General features: G+C 38.3%; 19 protein-coding genes. 10 read left to right on the top strand and 9 right to left on the bottom strand.

Going from position 1 to position 18,699, the window contains the following annotated elements; translation table 11 throughout:
- Positions 1 to 582 precede the first annotated feature (582 nt).
- From PVV66_RS03925 to PVV66_RS03905, 5 genes are read right to left on the bottom strand one after another with little or no spacing between them, the layout of a single operon-like run.
- Positions 583 to 927 carry a hypothetical protein gene (locus PVV66_RS03925; RefSeq protein ID WP_273718932.1) on the bottom strand — a complete coding sequence of 115 codons (345 nt, stop codon included), beginning with the start codon at positions 925 to 927 and terminating at the stop codon, positions 583 to 585.
- Entirely contained in the window at positions 924 to 1,121 is a 198-nt protein-coding gene (locus PVV66_RS03920) for a hypothetical protein (protein WP_273718931.1), read from the bottom strand. The genes PVV66_RS03925 and PVV66_RS03920 overlap by 4 nt, the downstream gene beginning before the upstream one ends.
- Complete coding sequence (locus tag PVV66_RS03915; protein ID WP_273718930.1) at positions 1,111 to 1,668, bottom strand: hypothetical protein; 558 nt, start codon at positions 1,666 to 1,668, stop codon at positions 1,111 to 1,113. Before PVV66_RS03915 ends, PVV66_RS03920 begins: the two co-directional genes overlap by 11 nt.
- Positions 1,669 to 1,713: 45 nt before the next feature.
- Positions 1,714 to 2,274 (bottom strand): hypothetical protein, encoded by a 561-nt coding sequence (locus PVV66_RS03910; RefSeq protein WP_273718929.1) that lies wholly within the window; start codon positions 2,272 to 2,274, stop codon positions 1,714 to 1,716.
- A gap of 12 nt (positions 2,275 to 2,286) precedes the next feature.
- The gene (locus tag PVV66_RS03905; protein ID WP_273718928.1) at positions 2,287 to 2,802 is read right to left on the bottom strand and encodes a hypothetical protein; all 516 of its coding nucleotides are present in this window, start codon (positions 2,800 to 2,802) and stop codon (positions 2,287 to 2,289) included.
- 2,182 nt (positions 2,803 to 4,984) lie between these two features.
- Between PVV66_RS03905 and PVV66_RS03900 the strand changes: the two genes are divergently transcribed.
- Positions 4,985 to 5,554, top strand: coding sequence for a hypothetical protein (locus PVV66_RS03900; protein WP_273718927.1), 570 nt, complete (start codon positions 4,985 to 4,987; stop codon positions 5,552 to 5,554).
- A gap of 934 nt (positions 5,555 to 6,488) precedes the next feature.
- Here the strand turns inward: PVV66_RS03900 and PVV66_RS03895 are convergent.
- Both PVV66_RS03895 and PVV66_RS03890 read right to left on the bottom strand, forming a co-directional pair.
- Positions 6,489 to 6,731, bottom strand: a complete 243-nt coding sequence (locus PVV66_RS03895) for a hypothetical protein (protein ID WP_273718926.1) — start codon at positions 6,729 to 6,731, stop codon at positions 6,489 to 6,491.
- A gap of 890 nt (positions 6,732 to 7,621) precedes the next feature.
- A complete protein-coding gene (locus tag PVV66_RS03890) occupies positions 7,622 to 7,795 on the bottom strand; it encodes a hypothetical protein (RefSeq protein WP_273718925.1) in 174 nt (57 codons plus the stop codon).
- 782 nt (positions 7,796 to 8,577) lie between these two features.
- On the opposite strand from PVV66_RS03890, the gene PVV66_RS03885 reads away from it, so the two are divergent.
- The 3 genes from PVV66_RS03885 to PVV66_RS03875 all read left to right on the top strand — a co-directional run bounded on the left by PVV66_RS03885 (position 8,578) and on the right by PVV66_RS03875 (position 12,210).
- On the top strand, positions 8,578 to 9,546 hold the full coding sequence (locus PVV66_RS03885) for a YopJ/AvrA family T3SS effector serine/threonine acetyltransferase (protein ID WP_273718941.1): 969 nt from the start codon (positions 8,578 to 8,580) through the stop codon (positions 9,544 to 9,546).
- A gap of 391 nt (positions 9,547 to 9,937) precedes the next feature.
- Positions 9,938 to 10,870, top strand: coding sequence for a YopJ/AvrA family T3SS effector serine/threonine acetyltransferase (locus tag PVV66_RS03880; protein WP_273718940.1), 933 nt, complete (start codon positions 9,938 to 9,940; stop codon positions 10,868 to 10,870).
- A 389-nt stretch (positions 10,871 to 11,259) separates the two neighbouring features.
- A complete protein-coding gene (locus PVV66_RS03875; RefSeq protein ID WP_273718924.1) occupies positions 11,260 to 12,210 on the top strand; it encodes a YopJ/AvrA family T3SS effector serine/threonine acetyltransferase in 951 nt (316 codons plus the stop codon).
- Positions 12,211 to 12,475: 265 nt separating this feature from the next.
- Here the strand turns inward: PVV66_RS03875 and PVV66_RS03870 are convergent, their stop codons facing one another.
- Positions 12,476 to 12,706, bottom strand: a complete 231-nt coding sequence (locus tag PVV66_RS03870; protein WP_273718923.1) for a hypothetical protein — start codon at positions 12,704 to 12,706, stop codon at positions 12,476 to 12,478.
- Between the two features lie 142 nt (positions 12,707 to 12,848).
- On the opposite strand from PVV66_RS03870, the gene PVV66_RS03865 reads away from it, so the two are divergent.
- From PVV66_RS03865 to PVV66_RS03850, 4 genes are read left to right on the top strand one after another with little or no spacing between them, the layout of a single operon-like run.
- Positions 12,849 to 13,511 (top strand): lysozyme, encoded by a 663-nt coding sequence (locus tag PVV66_RS03865; RefSeq protein WP_273718922.1) that lies wholly within the window; start codon positions 12,849 to 12,851, stop codon positions 13,509 to 13,511.
- Positions 13,508 to 13,744: a hypothetical protein gene (locus PVV66_RS03860; protein ID WP_273718921.1), complete on the top strand. Its 237-nt coding sequence runs from the start codon at positions 13,508 to 13,510 to the stop codon at positions 13,742 to 13,744. The genes PVV66_RS03865 and PVV66_RS03860 overlap by 4 nt, the downstream gene beginning before the upstream one ends.
- The gene (locus tag PVV66_RS03855) at positions 13,668 to 13,880 is read left to right on the top strand and encodes a hypothetical protein (protein ID WP_273718920.1); all 213 of its coding nucleotides are present in this window, start codon (positions 13,668 to 13,670) and stop codon (positions 13,878 to 13,880) included. Before PVV66_RS03860 ends, PVV66_RS03855 begins: the two co-directional genes overlap by 77 nt.
- Complete coding sequence (locus PVV66_RS03850; RefSeq protein ID WP_038474185.1) at positions 13,873 to 14,085, top strand: hypothetical protein; 213 nt, start codon at positions 13,873 to 13,875, stop codon at positions 14,083 to 14,085. Before PVV66_RS03855 ends, PVV66_RS03850 begins: the two co-directional genes overlap by 8 nt.
- 906 nt (positions 14,086 to 14,991) lie before the next feature.
- On the opposite strand, the gene PVV66_RS03845 is transcribed toward PVV66_RS03850, so the two are convergent.
- On the bottom strand, positions 14,992 to 15,156 hold the full coding sequence (locus PVV66_RS03845) for a hypothetical protein (RefSeq protein ID WP_273718919.1): 165 nt from the start codon (positions 15,154 to 15,156) through the stop codon (positions 14,992 to 14,994).
- Positions 15,157 to 15,850: 694 nt separating this feature from the next.
- Here PVV66_RS03845 and PVV66_RS03840 point away from each other — a divergent pair.
- Together PVV66_RS03840 and PVV66_RS03835 are read left to right on the top strand one after the other, a co-directional pair.
- Entirely contained in the window at positions 15,851 to 16,909 is a 1,059-nt protein-coding gene (locus PVV66_RS03840) for a radical SAM protein (RefSeq protein ID WP_273718918.1), read from the top strand.
- Positions 16,902 to 18,686 carry an MFS transporter gene (locus PVV66_RS03835; RefSeq protein WP_273718917.1) on the top strand — a complete coding sequence of 595 codons (1,785 nt, stop codon included), beginning with the start codon at positions 16,902 to 16,904 and terminating at the stop codon, positions 18,684 to 18,686. Before PVV66_RS03840 ends, PVV66_RS03835 begins: the two co-directional genes overlap by 8 nt.
- The last annotated feature ends 13 nt before the right edge of the window (positions 18,687 to 18,699 follow it).

Genomic DNA, 18,699 nt, shown 5'->3' with positions numbered 1-18,699 from the left:
CCCCTCATTTGTCTAAAATTTTAAGCTATTTTCATGAATCGACGCTTTTGTCCTCCACAATTTTTATATCAATCGCTTTTATCCCCCATCTTTTATAAAAACAATATCAGAAGTGCATAAGAGTCTACTTTTTTCCCATTGACTTCAACCATCATGTTTTCATCCCTAACAGTGTATCTCTATTGTCTTAGATACCTATTTTGTCTCCTCGAGACATTTTTTATAAAAGAGATCTTTCTATGGCATAAATTGAAATGTCTGGCTCTAAAATTCTGAGTGGTGTTTTTTCCCCAAGAGAAGTACCTTTCAAAAAAAGAAGCAAAGCGGTTCAAGAAAATCATCCGCGCGTTGCTTTGTCTTGAAAACAGCTTAAGTTATCAAGCCATCACCAAAGCCTAGCCACGCACCTTCTCTTAAACCATCCTCAAAGCATGGTGGAAATGGATTTTATGTGTGTCTCAAAGCCCAGTCTCTCACCGTCCCTAAAGCTTTTGTGCTCAAAGGGTCTCACCACCGCCCCTCAAAGCGCGAAAGCCCCCCAAGATATGCACAGCATAGAATGCTTTATTTTCTTCTTTTTCTTCACTTTTCTCCCTCATCTTCATGAGAGAGTTCATGAGAAAGGATCATCAGTGTTTTTTTCTGCTCAACCTCTTCTTCCAGTTGTCGCATCATTTTCTTCAACTGATGATTTAAAATAAAAAGCATTATAAAAACAATGGGTAAGAATAAAAAAGTACAAGCCAACATCCATGCCAATGGCTCTAAGAGAGTCGCAGAAAAAAAATCCTTCCTTCTCCATATCTTAACGATAACAGCAATAACTGTTGGAAGTGTCACCATGACGGTCGAAAGATAGAATATTTTTTTATAATCGCCCCAAACAAGCGAAAGCTGTTTTTGATCAAACAGGCTGCTACTTTTCATTTTTGGACGATCTGTTCTAAGGCACTATCGCGTTCATTCAACACGCATTTCAGTTCCTTTTTTACGCGGCAATAGAGCCGTGCACGCTTGATAAACAGATAATAAATGACCAAAATTGGTACCCATATTAAAGCATTTAAGGGTGTAAAGACTAGGAAAGAAAGGGCTGCTAATACTATCATACTACTCGTCATTTTGTCCCCCTTGCACATTTTGCATACGGATTTCCTGGTCGCGTTGTTTGATTGCTTCTTCCAATTGTTGAAGCGTTTCTCTCAATTTTCTCGTTAATCTTATGCACACCATGCCAATGATCGGAGACAAGAGAAGAATTCCCATCGATATAACGCTCAACAGCATCATGATAAAGCCAATCCTATCACTTTTCCACCATGCCAAATTTGCGATAGAGAAAACCGATTCTAGAAGAGAAAAGAGGATAAAGACAAAAAGAATTATTTTACATTCTTTTGAAGAAAGAAACAGAGATTCTTTGAAGTTAAGAAAGCGCATTTTTGCATCAAGGATCTCAAGCGCGAGATTGTGTCTTTTCATCTCTCCCTGATCATTGCGCAATTGTTGTATGGCTTGCTTTTGTTGCGTCGTCCTCTTTTTCAATTCTTGAGTAAGTTTAAAGGACAACCTCACATGCCTGATCAACCGATAAGGCAGCCTGACAATGACCATAAACATTAAAATGACAATAATGATGAGTCCTAAAAAAACGAAATGTCCTATCATAACGTTCCCTCTTTTTCCCTATCGCATTGATGTGCAATCATCATTTTACTTTCTACTCAAGCAAATTTTTTTCATTTCTTCACTGCTTTTTTCACGCCATAATAAAAGGAGATTATGGAGAATTAAAATGACAGGCAAAGTGACAACAATACACGTCCACAACCCAAACAGCAGCTGCGCGACCAAAGAACCAATGTGAAGCAAGAAAGGTGCATGATTGTGCAAAAAAATCGCAGATTTTGGGAGAAAAACCGCAAAAATAATAAGAACTGTAAAAAGCACAAACATAACAAAAGTGATAGAAAAGAGTATCGAATAATCTTTTTTTGAAAGTTCCAAAGATTCTTTAAAAGAAAGAGCACTGAACTGTGTTGCAGGAACTGTATTCTGTCCTCGTCCCTCTGCCTGATCATACCTCAAATCCTCTGCTACACCCTTTTGTAATTTCCGCCACATGGCCCATAACAAGATTGTTCGTTTTATAAAAGAATAATAAAGTGCCAAGATTGTCATCACGGTGGAAAAGAATACCGAGAAAAATGCAGCATAAATAAAGATAATTACCCCTGCGCCAATCAACCTTCCAATGATTAAAGAAGTGCTCACATGTTCCCCCTATTATATTCTGTCAAAAGATTGATTGTCTAACTGTTGCTGCTCTGGCTCTGTTTCCCACAGCTGCATCATTTGTTTCACATCCCGTTTCACCATGGCGAGGAGAATAAAAAAGAGTGGAAAGAACGCGAAAAGAACGCCCAAAATTATTTGCGGCATAAGACATAAAAAAGCCCAAACACTATTCCACCCCGCATCACGCACATACCCGATGATAGGACTTTTAAAAGGCTGTGCAAGGTTCTCCTGAAACATTTTTTGAATATCTTCTTGTTTCATTTTCGCCATTGCTTGAAACTGTTCTTTGGATATAACGTGAAAAAATTCCCAAGGCTGCATATAGGTAGACGCGGCAAAAAGCCCAAATAAGAGGATAGCCAAGCAACAAATGATGACATAATCTTTTGTCGAGAGAGGCATTCCTTTTTTGAAATCCGCCAATTGATCCGACAATGGCTTGGAGACAAAAGCCTCATTCCCCTCATGGACAGATGGATGTTGTGATTGATCTCTCATCATACGGATAATCCCCCACTTCTAAAATCCCCACGCTTCAATATTTGACACCACGCGATCAGCGTGACGAAACTGCTTAGCACTCTTCTCATCATGAAGCAAGCGTTAATAATTCCTTTTAAGTATTTTTTTAATGCCTTGAGTACGGAACAACAAGACACCCTCCCACGCTTACAAGCCCAAACGCGCCTTTTTCCCTTCTGATCGATCACCAACCCTAAAGCCCCCTCCCCTTAAAGGGCGCTGTTTGACAAAACCCAATCAATAACACTTTTCAATTCAAAAAAAACATCCCCTGGGGAAATTTTACCTGCCCGCCATAAACGACAGTGTTTACCACCGCTTCAATGAAACCGCACCTATACGAGACAAAGGATAATGATCTTCCTCTCTGCCCTCCAAAGGACAAAGATTCTAAAACCCATATCAATTTGTAAACAATCTAATTGCTCTTAGTGGATTCCACCTGCTCATCACTTATGAGCTCCATTTGCATAAGGCCCTACGAACGAGCTCTTGCTTTAATATTCGCTGCTGATTTTAAATATTTAACGGATCAAGCGTTGTATGCCTTATGAGCTTTATATCACCGCCTCAAATGACAGTATTTTATCGCATAAAAGGATAAAATATTTTCACAAGCTCTTTGTGTCTTGATAAACAACACATTGATTTATAATGATGAATCATCATTTTTTTAAACTTGAATCATCACACCGCGATACTGTAAGATTCTTTCATCACATCCCCATATTAAAATCAACCCAAAGCATATCGTTTGCAGATTACAAGAGGGAGAAGCCCGTGTGGAGTAAAAACGGTACAAGAAAGACATAGCTTTTCATGAAGAGTGGCAAAATCCCGTAAATTGGGATTGAGAACTTTAAGACATGCCTCTTTAAAACAAGCCCGTGAATGCGCAGCTCCAAGGTATGTGGTTTGGGTATGTGGTTTGAGACGTTCTGTTTTACGGGAGAGATGTGCCCTCATAAAACAAAAGAAACAAAAGCGTGAGACCAGCAACATCCCACAGGACAAACAAACAATTGATTATCTAAAATTGCACCAACAGCAGCCTTAAAATTTTTCAATTCTCATTTTAAAATTTCTTAAATTAAAAAAGCGCCTCTTTATAAAATTAATAAAGAAATATCTCGTATCTCACAAATCCCGCCCCCCCAGCTTTATAAAAGCCTCTCTTATCAAGATATCTTCTTATAAAGTTTCTTTGGGTATTGCATCGCGCCATTTAAACGACAGCCACCCCTTCTTATGATAAAATCCATTAAAACGGAAAAAATTATCCTCTATAAATGATGACTATAAAAGTAAGACGCTACACCAGATCACTTGACCTTCTCAGTTTATTTTGAACCAATAAACGATTATTTTATTTGAAAATAGAGGGTGCCTTATGCTATAATGATAAAAGTGGGTAAGTTCGTTTTCTATTGTTCTCTACCCCTTCAACACCAGGCAAAATCCCTCTATAAAGGATAATCTTTAAAGAAGGCTCTATCTATAAAGGACGACTCATAAAGAATAAGATCTGCTTAAACTGCGTGATGAAGACCTGGCATCTTGGTCCTGCGTTCAAAAACAAAAACCTCACTCCCCCAATAGCAAACCCCAAAAACAAAACCTTTTCAAAGGAGGAATTAAAAAGTTTCCGCAAAACGCGCGTAAAAAAAGCTCTATCATTCCCAGATAACTCCCAATAAGCCCTCAATCATTCTATGAAATAAAGACTTCATGAGAAAAAATAAGGAGAGCACCCCCATAGAGCTTTATTTTTTCATTCACATTTGACAAAAATTTCTTTTACTTTTTCCAAAGGAGTTGAGAAATCTGTAGAAAGAAAATTCCTTGGCTATCGATGCTCAAAAGATAAAAATAAGCATGATGGGGGAAAATAACACTGATAGGGTCAAGAAAATGCTAGGAAACACCAGATGATCTTTTCGCTCTATAATGTTGCTGTTCTTTACGCTTAAAGACTTCGTTTCTCCTTTGCTCTGCAACAATTCATATCCCCAAAGAATTTTCCTCCCCACAGTATTTGCCCCCCGTATTTGCTCTCCCCTCACTATTTACTCCCCCCCCCTCAATATTTACCCCAAGTGCTTTTTACAATCACTGTCCCCCAAAAGTAGACAGTTTATTTTTCATTCAAATGGTTAAGTTCATGAAAATAGGTAAAAAACGCGGTAGACCGAGAATAACAGGCAAACTGAGAGAGCCCAATGGTCGTATTTCACGTGCCAAAGGTCTCCGAAAATCTGCATCTCAATCAGCCATTGAAATGCGTGCAAAACGCTTTGGTTTGAGCCTTGAAGAAGCGAAAAATCCGCTTGTGGGGACCTATATTGGGCGTCTTTGTTTGCTTGGCTATAAAGATGCTTCATCAGGCATCAGTAAAGAGCAATATGAAACAGCGCAACAATACTTGCAAATCAGAAACGACTATTTATGTGCCAAAGGTTTACCAAATGGCTATTATGATGGCTTTAAGCCTAGCACATCTGATGAGAAAGCCAAAAAGCAATGGGTTGCTCTTTCAACCCAACGCTATGAAGCGATGCAAGAAGCCATTAAAGAAGCACAATATCTGCATCGCCAACACAATTTTCATGCGGCATTACAATATCTCGTGAGTGAAGATCAACCACTGCCAACGCTTGTTGGCTCACTGCGCATTATTCTTGATGCTCTTTATAAACATTTTGACTGTTTCAGCCACAAGCGCCTTCGCTAAAATATCCTTTGTTGTCCGCCCCTCAAAAAAGAACAAAGATTCCACAACCTACGCCCCGTTTGCCAAGCCCCCTCTTTCAACCGGATACACTTGAGATCCACAGAGAGCTTGCCTTTTCATCGGACTTTCAGATTTGCGAACTTAAAACGGCGCGCCAATAAACAAGCTTAAAAACAGCCCTCACGCCCTCAAAAGCACATCACAACCGATCCAAGAAATATATGCCCTCAAAGGACAAGACGGCATAACAAGACAACCCCCTCTCTTCAGACATTCCCTCCGTTGTAACCAGCCGCGCCTTTCATACACACTGCCCCCCATGGTAATTGCCGTGACAACCTTAACACTTGAAGTCCACAGAGAGCTTGCCTTTTCATCGGATTTTCGGAGTTGCGAACTTAAAACGGCGCGCCAATAAACAAGCTTAAAAACAGCCCTCACGCCCTCAAAAGCACATCACAACCGATCCAAGAAATATATGCCCTCAAAGGACAAGACGGCATAACAAGACAACCCCCTCTTCAGACATTCCTCCTCCGTTGTAACCAGCCGCGCCTTTCATACACACTGCCCCCCATGGTCATGCCGTGACAACTTTAACACTTGAGACAATTCATGATAGGCATTTTGAGTTCTTTCCTGTACAATTTATAAGGCTTCCCCTATTTTATGACATACAAGATATGATTTTGCTTCAACATAAGTTTTAAATGAGAAAATTTTACGTATTTGGATCTTTCATTCAAGATGAATAAAGATTAAATGATCATTATCAATCAATCTATTGATATTAAAAACAACAGGTTGGCTTTTTACAAAATGAGTTGATTTTTTTACAAAATTAAAAGCATGAGCTTTTAAACCAAAGAAAAAGCCCTCAGCAACAATCTACCCCCCCTATCAACATCTAGATTGGCAACAATCCACTCCCCATCTACGCCCCTCGCTCATAGGACAGCCACCACAGCCTCAATCGCTCCACACAATCGCAATAATCTCGCCTTTCTCCCCCACCAACACCTGCCCCCCCAACCTGCCAACCCCAACCTGCCAGCCAAAGCCTCCCCAATGGCATTGATAAAGAACCACGGATTTCAAAACGACAACTTAGCCTCCCCCTCGCCCTTCCTTTCTCAAAAGAAAAAATGTTCTTTGCCGCATCAAAAAACTTTCCCATAAAGACAGCATATTTTACGGTACAATCAATGAATTTCTATAGATTTATTTCCGCGATAAAAAAGCAAAAATAATCGTTTTTCTGTTGACAAAATATGAAAAATCGTATTTAATGACGGATGCGGTAAAGGGGTATTTGTGCCCTAATTTCATCATAAAATGTTTCTCTTGTGATAGGCTGTTATAGATTGTTATAAAACAGTGTATTTTGCAGCAATGTATAAAATGGTGTGAATTTTTACCATTTGAGAAGATTAAGCAGTGACTAAGGGTTTAAAAGTTTACTGTCTGACGGTATCTTCCTTCTTTTTTTAAATTGTCTTTCTTTTGCATCACAAAAACCAGTATTTTGAGATGTTCAGGGAAAACAGTATCCACACCCCCCCAAAAAATACCCCAAAAAACACCGATGTAATCTCTCATAAAAGTGATGTGCAATACACGAACAGCAATAAGCTAGAGCTGTTTCTGTTGATACAGAGTACATTTTATTCGCCCCACACTTCAAAGCCCCCCCACTTTAAAGGGCGCGGCTTTTAAATCCACGTTGCTTTGTAAAGAAACGATGGTTTTTGGCAAGATGCACTTTTGATCCACAAACCTTTCCCCTTAAAATTTCCCCATGCTCTTCACTCAAAACTTAAAAGCACAATAAACAAACTTAAAAACAACCCTCACGCCCTCAAAAGCACTTCACAACCGATCTAAGAAACATATGCCCTCAAAGGACAAGACGGCATAACAAGACAGCTCCCTCTTCAGACATTCCCCCTCCGTTGTAACCAGCCACTCCCCTCATACACACCGCCCCCAATGGTCATGCCGTGACAACCTTAATACTTGAGATCCACAGAGAGCTTGCCTTTTCATCGGACTTTCGGAGTTGTGGACTTAAAACACGCGCCAATAAACAAGCCTAACAATAGTTCCCACGCCTCTCACCACCATACCCACGATAACCACACCAGCCCCCCCAACAACTATATCGGCAACAATCTTAGCCGTCACACCACCCCCTATACGACAAACACCTCCTATACGACAAAAACCATGGGACCCAATCACCAACAAAACCGCAATGGACCACGCTTATCATGCATCAGCCCAACACCAAGCCCCCACCAACACGACTCCATCAAAAAAACAACACAAGGTCCCAAAACCAACACCAACCATCTCTCCCAGAGGAAACACCTTACTTTTTCGCACCACTGCCCCTTTTTTCAAAAGAGGAAGAAAACTATGACACGCAACGCAACCTTTATGAGAAAATTTTTATAGAGAGGAACCAATCAACAGCCACTCTAAAAGCCCCCATACCCTTCAATACTCAAAACGTATCAAGGAGGCTTACCTTATATCACAACACCTCAAAGGACCGTGTTTTACGGCTTAACAGTATTTTTCAGCATAACAGGATCATTTGATAACAAATGATTTTTCCAGAAAAAAATCCAAAAGAATGTTCTTTAAAAAAATAGGCATTATTGTATACCAAACACCGATTGCGGATGGTTTCATTGTTTCACACGCAAAACTGTTGAAAAAAGCTGTCATCTCTTCATTGAAATAAGCCATGCGATAGAAATAACTTAAAATATAAAGATAACGTTGCAAATCCCCCCAAATTTCTTCCAATTTTTATAGATTTTACAGCTGTAAAAAATATGCGGATTTTTTAAAACTTAAACAAAGCCTCAAGCTTTAAAAGCCTTCTTATAAAAACGCTTTTAAATAGGATTTTTCCTTAATTTTCAAGAGATAAAGGCTTTCTTTCAAAACATCATTTGGTCAGAATTTAAGAAAATAATATTGGCCTATCGCCCCTCAAGAGAAAGGTTAATATGATGAAACCACAAGATTCAAAAGACGTTCCCCCTCACTCCTCACAAACACTCGAAGGAGCAAGCGCACAAGAAGGAGCAAGTGCACAAGAAAGTCCGAGCGCAGATGCATCCTTAGAAAATCTTGCGACACATTTAGAACGGCTCAATATCGAAAAAATACACAATACCCCCTTCAACCGTGCGGAATTAAAAGATATCATTAAAGGCTTAGAAAAGCATAATGCTAATGGAAGTTGGATCAAAAATTATTATGATATTTTAGATCTTTATATGATGCCAGCCTTAGTCGATCAAGCAAACCGTAAATATCCAGAGATGAATCTTAAACTTACAACCCCCCCTGACGGCTTTGCCCTTGCTCTCAAAGACACACTTGAGAGCGGCATAAAATCTTCCAGATTTATTGTTAATGCGCAAGATAGAGGCATCCATTTTGCAGTTGTTGATCATCAAACCATCGGTGATCAAACATCTTTGATCTTTTTTGAACCGACCTCACTGCGTGAAACGCTCCCCACATTACTCGCATTAAGGACACGACAATCCCTTGAAGAGCGGCAATTTCCTCCTATTCATTTTTCCACAGCGGAAATGGACATTCAACGCAGTTCCTCTGAATGTGGAATGTTCAGTTTAAGCCTCGCCAAAAAGCTTTACCTTGAATCTCAAAGATTAGAAAGACTGCATAAAGATAATATTAAGGGCGTATTATTTGAACCGGATACGCCTTTACCGGCTGAAAAGTTAGATCCCTATCTTCCAGCCCGTTTATACAAACACGTGCAAGGAAGAAGACGTCTTGGAGAATATCTAAAAGCCAATCCAGAAGCAGCCCATGAAAAAGTCAACAGAAAAGGCGAAACTCTTGCCGAGAGGTTTGAAAGAAGCTTAGTGACAACAGAGAGAAAAACGGTCTCAATTTCACAACACAGAAAAAGAGCAACGGAATACAAATCTCTGATGATGTAATTGAGATTTTTCTCTATTCCCTCCATAAAGAATGAAACAATGCCTCTTTACGGCTAAGTTTGCGATAAGCAAAGCGGCTTTTCCGTTTAAAAGAGGTAAACGACAAGCAACGTGTCTCTTAAAGACAAAACAGAGTATTCTATAAAAATTCTATCAAAATCAGCCCAGAGCCCATATTTTAAAATGAGCCCATATTTTAAAATTTTGAAGAAACAAAAAGCACGCGAGAATTGTAAAAACCCCGCCCGCACCTTCTTATAAAAACAGCTAAAAGATGATCTTTTTTCCTTAATTTTCAAGAGAAAAAGGCTTTTTTCTTTCAAAACATCATTTGGTCAGAATTTAAGAAAATAATATTGGCCTATCGCCCCTCAAGAGAAAGGTTAATATGATGAAACCACAAGATTCAAAAGACGTTCCCCCTCGTTCATCACAAACACAAGCAGGTCCGAGTGCAAATGATCCTACGGAAAATCTTGCTACACATTTAGAACAATCCAACAGCGAAAAAGGAAGAAATATCCCTTTTGATCGTGAAAAGTTAAAAAATATTATTGCAGGCTTAGAAGATGACATTTCAACGGGGCGTTGGTTCACAGCTGATTATGCAAGTACAGATCTTAAACTGATGCCAGCCTTGGTCGATCAAGCAAACCGTAAATATCCCGACATGCGTCTTCAATTAGCAGAATCATCTCACGACTTTGCCCTTAAACTCAAAGACACACTCGAAAACGGCGTTCAATCTTCCAGATTTATCATTTACACAAAGGATAGAGGAATCCATTTTTCAGTGATTGATCATAAAACCATCGATGACAAAACATCTGTGATATTTTTTGAACCTACAACATTCAACAGTATGAAACCAGCGGTGCTAGCATTAAGGACACAATTGGCCCTTAAAGCACATGAGTTGCCCAACTGTTCTTTTTCTATGGTAGAAATGGATATTCAACGAAGCACTTCTGAATGTGGAATGTTCAGCTTAGCCCTTGCGAAAAAGCTTCATAACGAATCTGCTAAATTAGAAAGACTGCACAAAGATAATGTTAAAGGTGTCTTATGTAAACCAGATACGCCTTTACCTGCAGAAAAATTGGATACATATCTTCCAACCACTTTTTATAAACACGCACAAGGAAGAAGACGTATTGAACAATATCTAAAAGCCAATCCGGATGCTGAACATGAAACAGTCAACAAAAAAGGTGAAACTATAAGGGAGAGATTTGAAAAAAACTTAGAAACAGCAGAGGGAAAAACTGTTTCTGTTTCACAACATAGAAAAAGAGCAACCGAATACAAATCTCTGATGATGTAATTGAAACGTTTTTACTTTATCCCTATACCATATCCATAAAGGATGAAGCAATGCCGCTTTACAGCGAGGAATGAATTGCTATTAGAAAATCTGCTTTTCCATTTGAAAGAGGTAAAGATGCAAACAATAAGCAATTTACCTCTTAAAGGCAAAACAAAGCTATTCTATCAAAGTGAGCATGTTTTAATAGAGTACTATACAAATTTAGAAATGCACGGGGATGCTCAAATTTTTACATTCAAGAGAAGCATAAGCCTTACGCAACGCTCTGAAAACACCCCTTTTTAACCTCACCTTCCAAGGTGCAAAGGCTTTCTTTCAAAACATTGTTTAGTCAAAATGTAAGAAAATAATATTGCGGATCGACCATCAATATGGAGGCTAATAGTATGAAGCCACAAGATTCAAAAGACGTTCCCCCTCGTTCATCACCAACACAAGAAGAAGCAAGTGCACAAGAAGAAGTCAGCGCGAATGAATCCTTAGAAGAGCTTATTGCCCGTTTAAAGCAAAACTCCCTCCAAACAAAAGAAGAACATGTCACCCCAAATTCTGAAGAATTACAAGCTATTATTGCAGGCTTAGAAGATGATCTTATCACCGGCCGTTGGATTTTTGCTGATTATGAAGATACCGATATTAGACTGTTGCCGGCTCTCGTCAAAAAAGCCAACAGCAAATACCCAGGGATGAATCTCAAATTGGCTCTTACAGCTGAAGATCTTACCCACGCACTCAAAGAAACAATTGAAAGCGGTGCCAAATCTTCCCAATTTGTTGTCAACATGGGGAGCAGAATCCATTTTGCGGCAATGGATTATAAAAAAGTTGATGACAAAATCTCTTTTATTATGTTTGAACCGACAACATTTCAGAATATCGCTGCTTGCAAACTAGGGATAAAAATAAATCAAACCCTGCAAACTCTTCAACTGCCTCCTTATTCTTTTACCATGGCCGAAATGGATATTCAGCGAAGCTCTTCTGAATGCGGGATGTTCAGCTTAAGCCTCGCCAAAAAGCTTCATCTTGAATCTGATAAATTAGCAAGACTGCATAAGGATAATGTTACGGGGCTATTATGTGAACCCAATACGCCTTTACCGGCTGAAAAGTTAGATGCCTATCTTCCCGTCAGTTTATACAAACATGCGCAAGGAAGAAGACGTCTCGAACACTATCTAAAAGCTAATCCGGGCGCTGAACATGAAACAGTCAATAAAAAAGGTGAAACTATAAGGGAGAGATTTGAAAAAAACTTAAAGGAAGAAGGGGCAAAAAACGTCTCTGTTTCCCCCCACAAAAAAAGGATTACGGAATACAAATCTTTGACAATGTAATTGACGTTTTTTCCTATTTTCTCTTCATAAAGAATGAAGCAATGTTGCTTTACAGTGAAGATTTCTCTAGGAAAACCAGCTTTTCTGTTCCTAAAATAAAAAGAGCAAACAACTTGCCTCTTAAGAGCAAAACGCCGTTTTCCTATCAAACCATTCCCTCTTAGAATTGTATCAAAATTCCAAAGCTCTTATTCGCTCAAAGCTCTTTTTAACAACGATCCTATTTAGATATGCAGAACGCTGAACCCATGGAATACTTTCGTCTTCAGTAAAAGCCTATGTCTTGTTTTCCTGAGAGTGTCCGCTTTATCTCAAACGCCTCCACCATACCCCCAAACAACCGCAATGAACCAGGCATACCGTGCATCAGCCAAACATCAGCCCCCACCAACAAAATACCATCAAAAAACCAGCACAAGCTCTCAAAGCCAAACCATCTACCAAGGGAAACACCACCACAAACACCCCATTTGCTAAGGAAAACATCACCAACCATTATCCACTTGGAATGTCATAACCAACCTTTTGATTTCATCAAAGTTTTACGTCTCTTCTATTCTTGAAGCGAGAAAAAATTCATTTTTAATCTTTCAACCAGCCTCACATGACCTGTGAGGCTTTATTTTATGGAGAAGCAAATGAGAAAAATATCACCAAAAGGGCTTGCACTCATTAAACAATGGGAAGGATTGCGTTTACAAGCCTATAAAGATGCCATCGGGGTGTGGACAATCGGTTATGGCCATACCAGCACGGCTGGCAAACCGTTTGTACACAAAGGCATGGTCATCACAGAAAAACAAGCCGAAGAAGTTCTTTCTCAAGATTTAAGACAATTTGAAAATACCGTTGAAAAAAATGTGACGGTTTCCTTAACAGATGAACAATTCGCAGCACTCGTATCGTTTTGCTATAATGTAGGGACAGAAGCATTTTGCAAGTCGACCCTGCTCAAAAAACTCAATAACAGCGAATATGAAGCTATCCCTTCCGAATTACAAAAATGGACCAAAGCAGGGGGAAAACGTCTTCACGGTCTTGTGCACCGTCGTGCAGCAGAAGCGGGATTATGGGCAAAAGGGGCTTATGTTTCTCCCAACTATCAAACCGTGGAAACAAAAGAACCCATGGTTTTTTTCAAAGCAGAAGCGCTCACACCCATTATTGGTTCTTTTTCTGGACTTGGAGGCTTATTGGCCGGCAATGGTCCCATCCAATGGGCTTTAGCAACCATCATGGTTTTAGCCGCCTGTGTTGGTATTTTCTTTGTGGTAAAACGCTTTCGGGAGCAGCGCTTATGATGGGGTGGTTGAAAAAAAATTTGATGATAATGGGCGCGGCTCTGACCGCTTTTTTTATCGCTTTAGCAAAAGCTTTTACGCTTGGAAAGAAGCTTGAACAGCAAAAGCAAATAGAAAAAACGCTAAAGTCATCAACAACACGGCTAGAGGTGGAAAATGAAATTAATCAAAAAAGTGATCCTGATGTGCGCGCCGCTCTTACTCACTGGTTGCGCAATAAAAACAATAAATGAGCCTTCATCTTGCGTTGGTTGGCTGCCCATTTATTTAGACCAAAAAGATCTCAAAAACATCAGCTCAAATCTCGCCAGAGATATTTTAAAGCATAACAAACAAGGGGAAGGCTTGTGTGGGTGGAAACATGGCTAGAAAAAAAGTAGAAAAACAAACAGAGCTTACAGAAAAGGAAAAAGAAATTCTTCAAGAAATCATCATGACTTATAAAAGTATAAAAGTGATGTCACGCTATACGAAATGGATTATATTCATTATTTTCCTCTTAGTGCTTGATTTTTCACGCATTATGGATGCGTTGGCAAGTATTTTTACACAAAAATCAAATATTCAGCTCTAAAATAAACAATCAAACATGAGACGTGTTCAATCTTAAAAAAATATCCGTTATTTTTTAAAAACACGGGAAGATTTTATTGATGATTTTTCACGTCTCATGGAAATTTACACACTTTACAAACACTCTTATGCAATAAATTTTCAAAGCATTATAGTGACATTAATGCTATCGGTATGAGAAGAGATTAAAAAAAACCATAAGGAAGAAACTTAAGCTGACGCAAGAGAATAATCTTGAAAAACAAACATGCCAACGTGCATTTTTTAAATAACGTATTGATATGCAGAGAATTTTATCTTCATCATCCATACCATTAAAACCACTCAAAGAGTTTTCTTTTAAATAAACGCATCAGTAAGCAACAAAAATCACCTTATGAGATACACCCCTCCATCTTTTATTGAAGCATAAAGGATGTCTCCTATAAGTTTCATACACTTCCCGTTCCACACACCAGCCCCGTATCACGCACCAACCCCATACCACACACCACCCCCATGACGAAATAGGCTTGAAAGCACAAGGTCTTTTCCCTACTGCTTTCTGTAAATTTGCAAAATCGTAAAAACGTAGAGCTGTAAAATGAACCATAAGAATGTGCACTTTAGCCCCCCATACCCCATACCAGCCCCGCATCACGCCCCCCCTATACGACAGACACCATAATCCCAATCACCAACCCAACCGCAATAAACCACGCTTATTGTGCATCAACCCAACACTCGCCTCGACCAACAAGACTCTATCAAAAAACCATTACAAGACCTCAAAACAAACCCCAAACCATCTACCAAGGAAAAACACCGGCACAAACAACCCACTTTACTCTTACAACGCAATTTACTGTTTCGCACCACAGCTCCTTTTCTCAAAAGAGCAAAAGAATGATGACACGCAAAGCAACCTTTATTGGGAAGTTTTTACAAGACACCAGCAATTAACTGTAACTTCTAAAAACACCATCCCCCGTACACACACCAGCCCCGTATCACGGCACCAATCCCCCCGCGCACCACGCACCAACTCCGCACCACGCACCAAACCCATCACGAAATAGGCTTGAAAGCACAAGGTCTTTTCCCTACTGCTTTCTATAAATTTGCAAACTCGTAAAAACGTAGAGCTGTAAAATGAACCATAAGAATGTGCACTTTGTAAGAAAAATGACGGGTGTAATAAGGAAGGTCGAGAAAAAGGCACAAATGAAAGGGATGAAATAGCGTGCTACTCGTGGAGACATCAGAGCTGTGATATATTGGGAGCTATAAGGATAGACTATTAAAGATAGAGGATTAAAGCAAAGATAAGGCGAAGCTTCTTTTCCACGTAAAAAAAACCGCTTTCCAGAACAAAAAAATAATTGAAAAATTTTTCTTCTGAGAAGCTGATTTACGCAACAACTATACTTTATTTCAGCCCCAAAAAACCTTTTTAAAATTACTTGATAAAGCAGAGCATTGCATATTTCTTATTGCGATTGAAGTGAAATAGCCATTGAAATCAGGAATAATACTTTTTGAATGAACTTAATAATTAAAATGGAAATTAGCTGAGCACAAGAGTTTTTCGATTTATACCGGTATAGGCCAATTTGTTTTCCAAACTGAATATTGCGTATTACAGTTAAATTGACTTTACAATTATAAAGTTGTAAATCAAAATGTCTTGAATATAAATAAGGTACATAATAACAATATGAGGAGGATATATTGTTGCGGCAAGGCTTAATGTAGAGACAGAGATTTTAGCATAAGATTTTTCAATCTTGTTAAAAGAACTAGAAAAGAATGGTTTTCTTTTAAAGAAGGAAACCTTGATTAGTGCGTCAGATTCGATTTTTGATCTTAAAAAATTATGGGTACCTGTAACACCTATTATACATATTATCCAGAATTGCAATAGCCCTTGTACCATATGCGATTGCTGGAAAATTAAGGAAAAAGATTGGCATACTCCAGAAAGTTTAATACCCTTATTTAGAATGTTGAAAGAAAAAGGAGCTGCCTCAGTGATGCTTTCTGGGGGAGAACCTTTAATGCATCCGAAGCTTAAAGATATTTTATTAACGTTGAATGAACTAGGTCTGCCTGTTGAATTAAATACTAATGGCATCTTATTGCATAAAAATTTATGGATTTCACAGTATGACATAAAAGAAATTGTTATTTCTATGGATTCGACGAGTATCCAAGGATATTATGATATACGGGGGGCGAATAAATTTGATCGCGTGTGGAAAAACATTGAAACCGTTAAAAATCTTCAACCTCTGCAAAGTATAGGAATAAGAGCGACAGTTACCAAAGAGATTCTAGAAAATATTATTAATTTTATCGATTTTTGTATAAGCAAAGATGTCGATTATATCGGATTCAGCCCTCTCGATACGTCGTCATTTAGTTTTTCTAGAAAAAATAATACAAAGGATCGATCTAAGGCTTTAAGAAACAAAACTCTTCCACCAAACGCTTCACTTTTTCATTTGAGAGATGAATTATCAAGGAAAGAATCCCCCCTCCAGGTTTATATAGATAAAAAGTTTCAAGAAAAGAAAATCTCATGGACGTCACAAAATTTTGTAAATTGTATTAATTATTACTTAGGCGAAAATTCTACGTACGTTTCGTCGCCGTTAATGTGTTTATTTCCATTTTCATCCTTGGTATTGGACTATAATGGAGATTTAAAAAATTGCTTTTATTCAGAAGCTTTTGGGAATCTACAAAATTATGAGGCAATAGATTGGTCTGCTCAAAGCGTTTTAAAATCTTTGAAAGAATCTGGCGCATGTAGCGGATGTCGTGGGAAGGTATTTTGTGGATAAGGTTAAGCAATTTAAGATTTATAGTGTTAGCAAGTCTACTGCTCTAGTGGTTGCTGTTTTACCACTTTTTTTGTCAGAAAAATTGCATTTGTCGCAAGCGGATATTGTTTTAATAGGTAGTTATTTTTTATTGCTTCCTTTGATCTTAGAAATCCCCTTGGGTTTATTATCAGATGTTTATGGAAGTAAACGCGTTATTTATACTGGGCTGTTTTTCTTTCTTTGCGGTTTTTTAGCTCTTTTTATGAATTATGCATATTTTGCTTACGCCACTTATTTGTTGTGTATTACATTAGCAGCCGCTTGTTTCTCAGGTGCGGAAGATAGTTTACTCTTTTCTGTAGTACCAAAGCATCGCACACTGTTTTCCGTTAAGTCCGAAGTGGCTGCTGTTACCTATAGTGTGACAACGGTACTTATTTTTTTAGGGGGAATACTTTATTATGTGCATCCTGCATTGCCTGTGCTTTTTCAAGTCCTTTCATTAATTTTTGCTATTTTTATGTTTTCAAAACTGACGAAGGGATTAGATAGTTTTCATATCAACGCTCATCCGAGTATTTTCACAGTTATGTGCGCCAGCCGTAAAGAAGTCAAAAATCCTTATCGCTTCACTCTTATTTTTTTAAGTGCAGTTTCAGCTTTTGCTATTTTGGTTAATAATCGAACTGTTTCTATCGCATTTTCCGATTTTTTGCCATTTCAACCTGCTATTTTGGTTTCGATTATTTTTATCATTGGGAATTTTTTTTCAGCAAGTTCCAATATATTGTTTCAGAAGTATTTTTCAAAGTTTCAAAATCCTATTTTTCCCGTCTTAATGATTGGTTGTATGGTAACCATTGCTTTTTTTCTCATGTCATTTCAAATCATTGCGGCTCTTATATTAGGATTTTTGCTGCTATGTGTTTTTAAATCCGCTTATCGATCTTATCTGTCGTCTCTTCTTATAAATTCACTGATTGATCCCAAAGCTATCGCGACTGTTTTATCATTTACAGCTATTATTACAGCTGTTGTATCCTTTGCATTCAGTTTTTTATACGGTCATGTTTTTTCAACATTCTGGCAAGCTAATTTGTGGTTGGCAGTGATTATGGCTGTGATTTTTGGGGTGTCTGCTTTAATTATTTTTGTTAGAAAACAAGAAATCATTTGGTTACAGCCTGAAAATGCACAATCGTCAAAACAACATTTCTTGAAACGCAATCATCAAGAGTTTTGCTATGGGCAAATTTATCCGGAAGCATCGTGTATTAATGAAAACATCAAGGATGGCTCTTTTCGACAAAGTCTCTATCCTGCACCAAATTTGATAACACTTTGCGATGAAGTAGTCGAATGGGAGTTTATCCGAGGGACTGTATTGAGCCAAATGGATTTGCTACATCAAAAGACGATTATTGATCAAATCAATAAGATCTTTCAAGATCGATTAAGCAAGAATATAATCTTATCACATGGAGATTTACATCCTGATAATATCATTGTTACTCCTGATAGTTCTTTTATGGTAGTGGATTGGGATTTATGTCAAGAAGCCAGTCCGGAATTGGATATCTTAACATTTTTCACCAGTCCAAGATTATCTCTCAATTTAGAAGAACGGATAGACTATATTTCTCATTTGCTGTCTATATCAAAGGATGAAGCTTTACCAATGATAAAAGCGTTTGTGGCTAAAAAAATTTCTGATCTTTGTCTATACCAAAATATTTTCATGAAACAATTGGTATTGGATTATATGAACTTGAATAAGAAATTTCATGGGCGATAATATTGTAATTTGT

It is taken from the genome of Bartonella sp. AU16XJBT (assembly GCF_028618665.1).
In the GTDB taxonomy this organism is placed as follows: Bacteria; Pseudomonadota; Alphaproteobacteria; order Rhizobiales; family Rhizobiaceae; genus Bartonella.
Note: the sequence above shows the minus strand (reverse complement) of the source record. Positions and strands in the feature narration are given on the sequence as shown.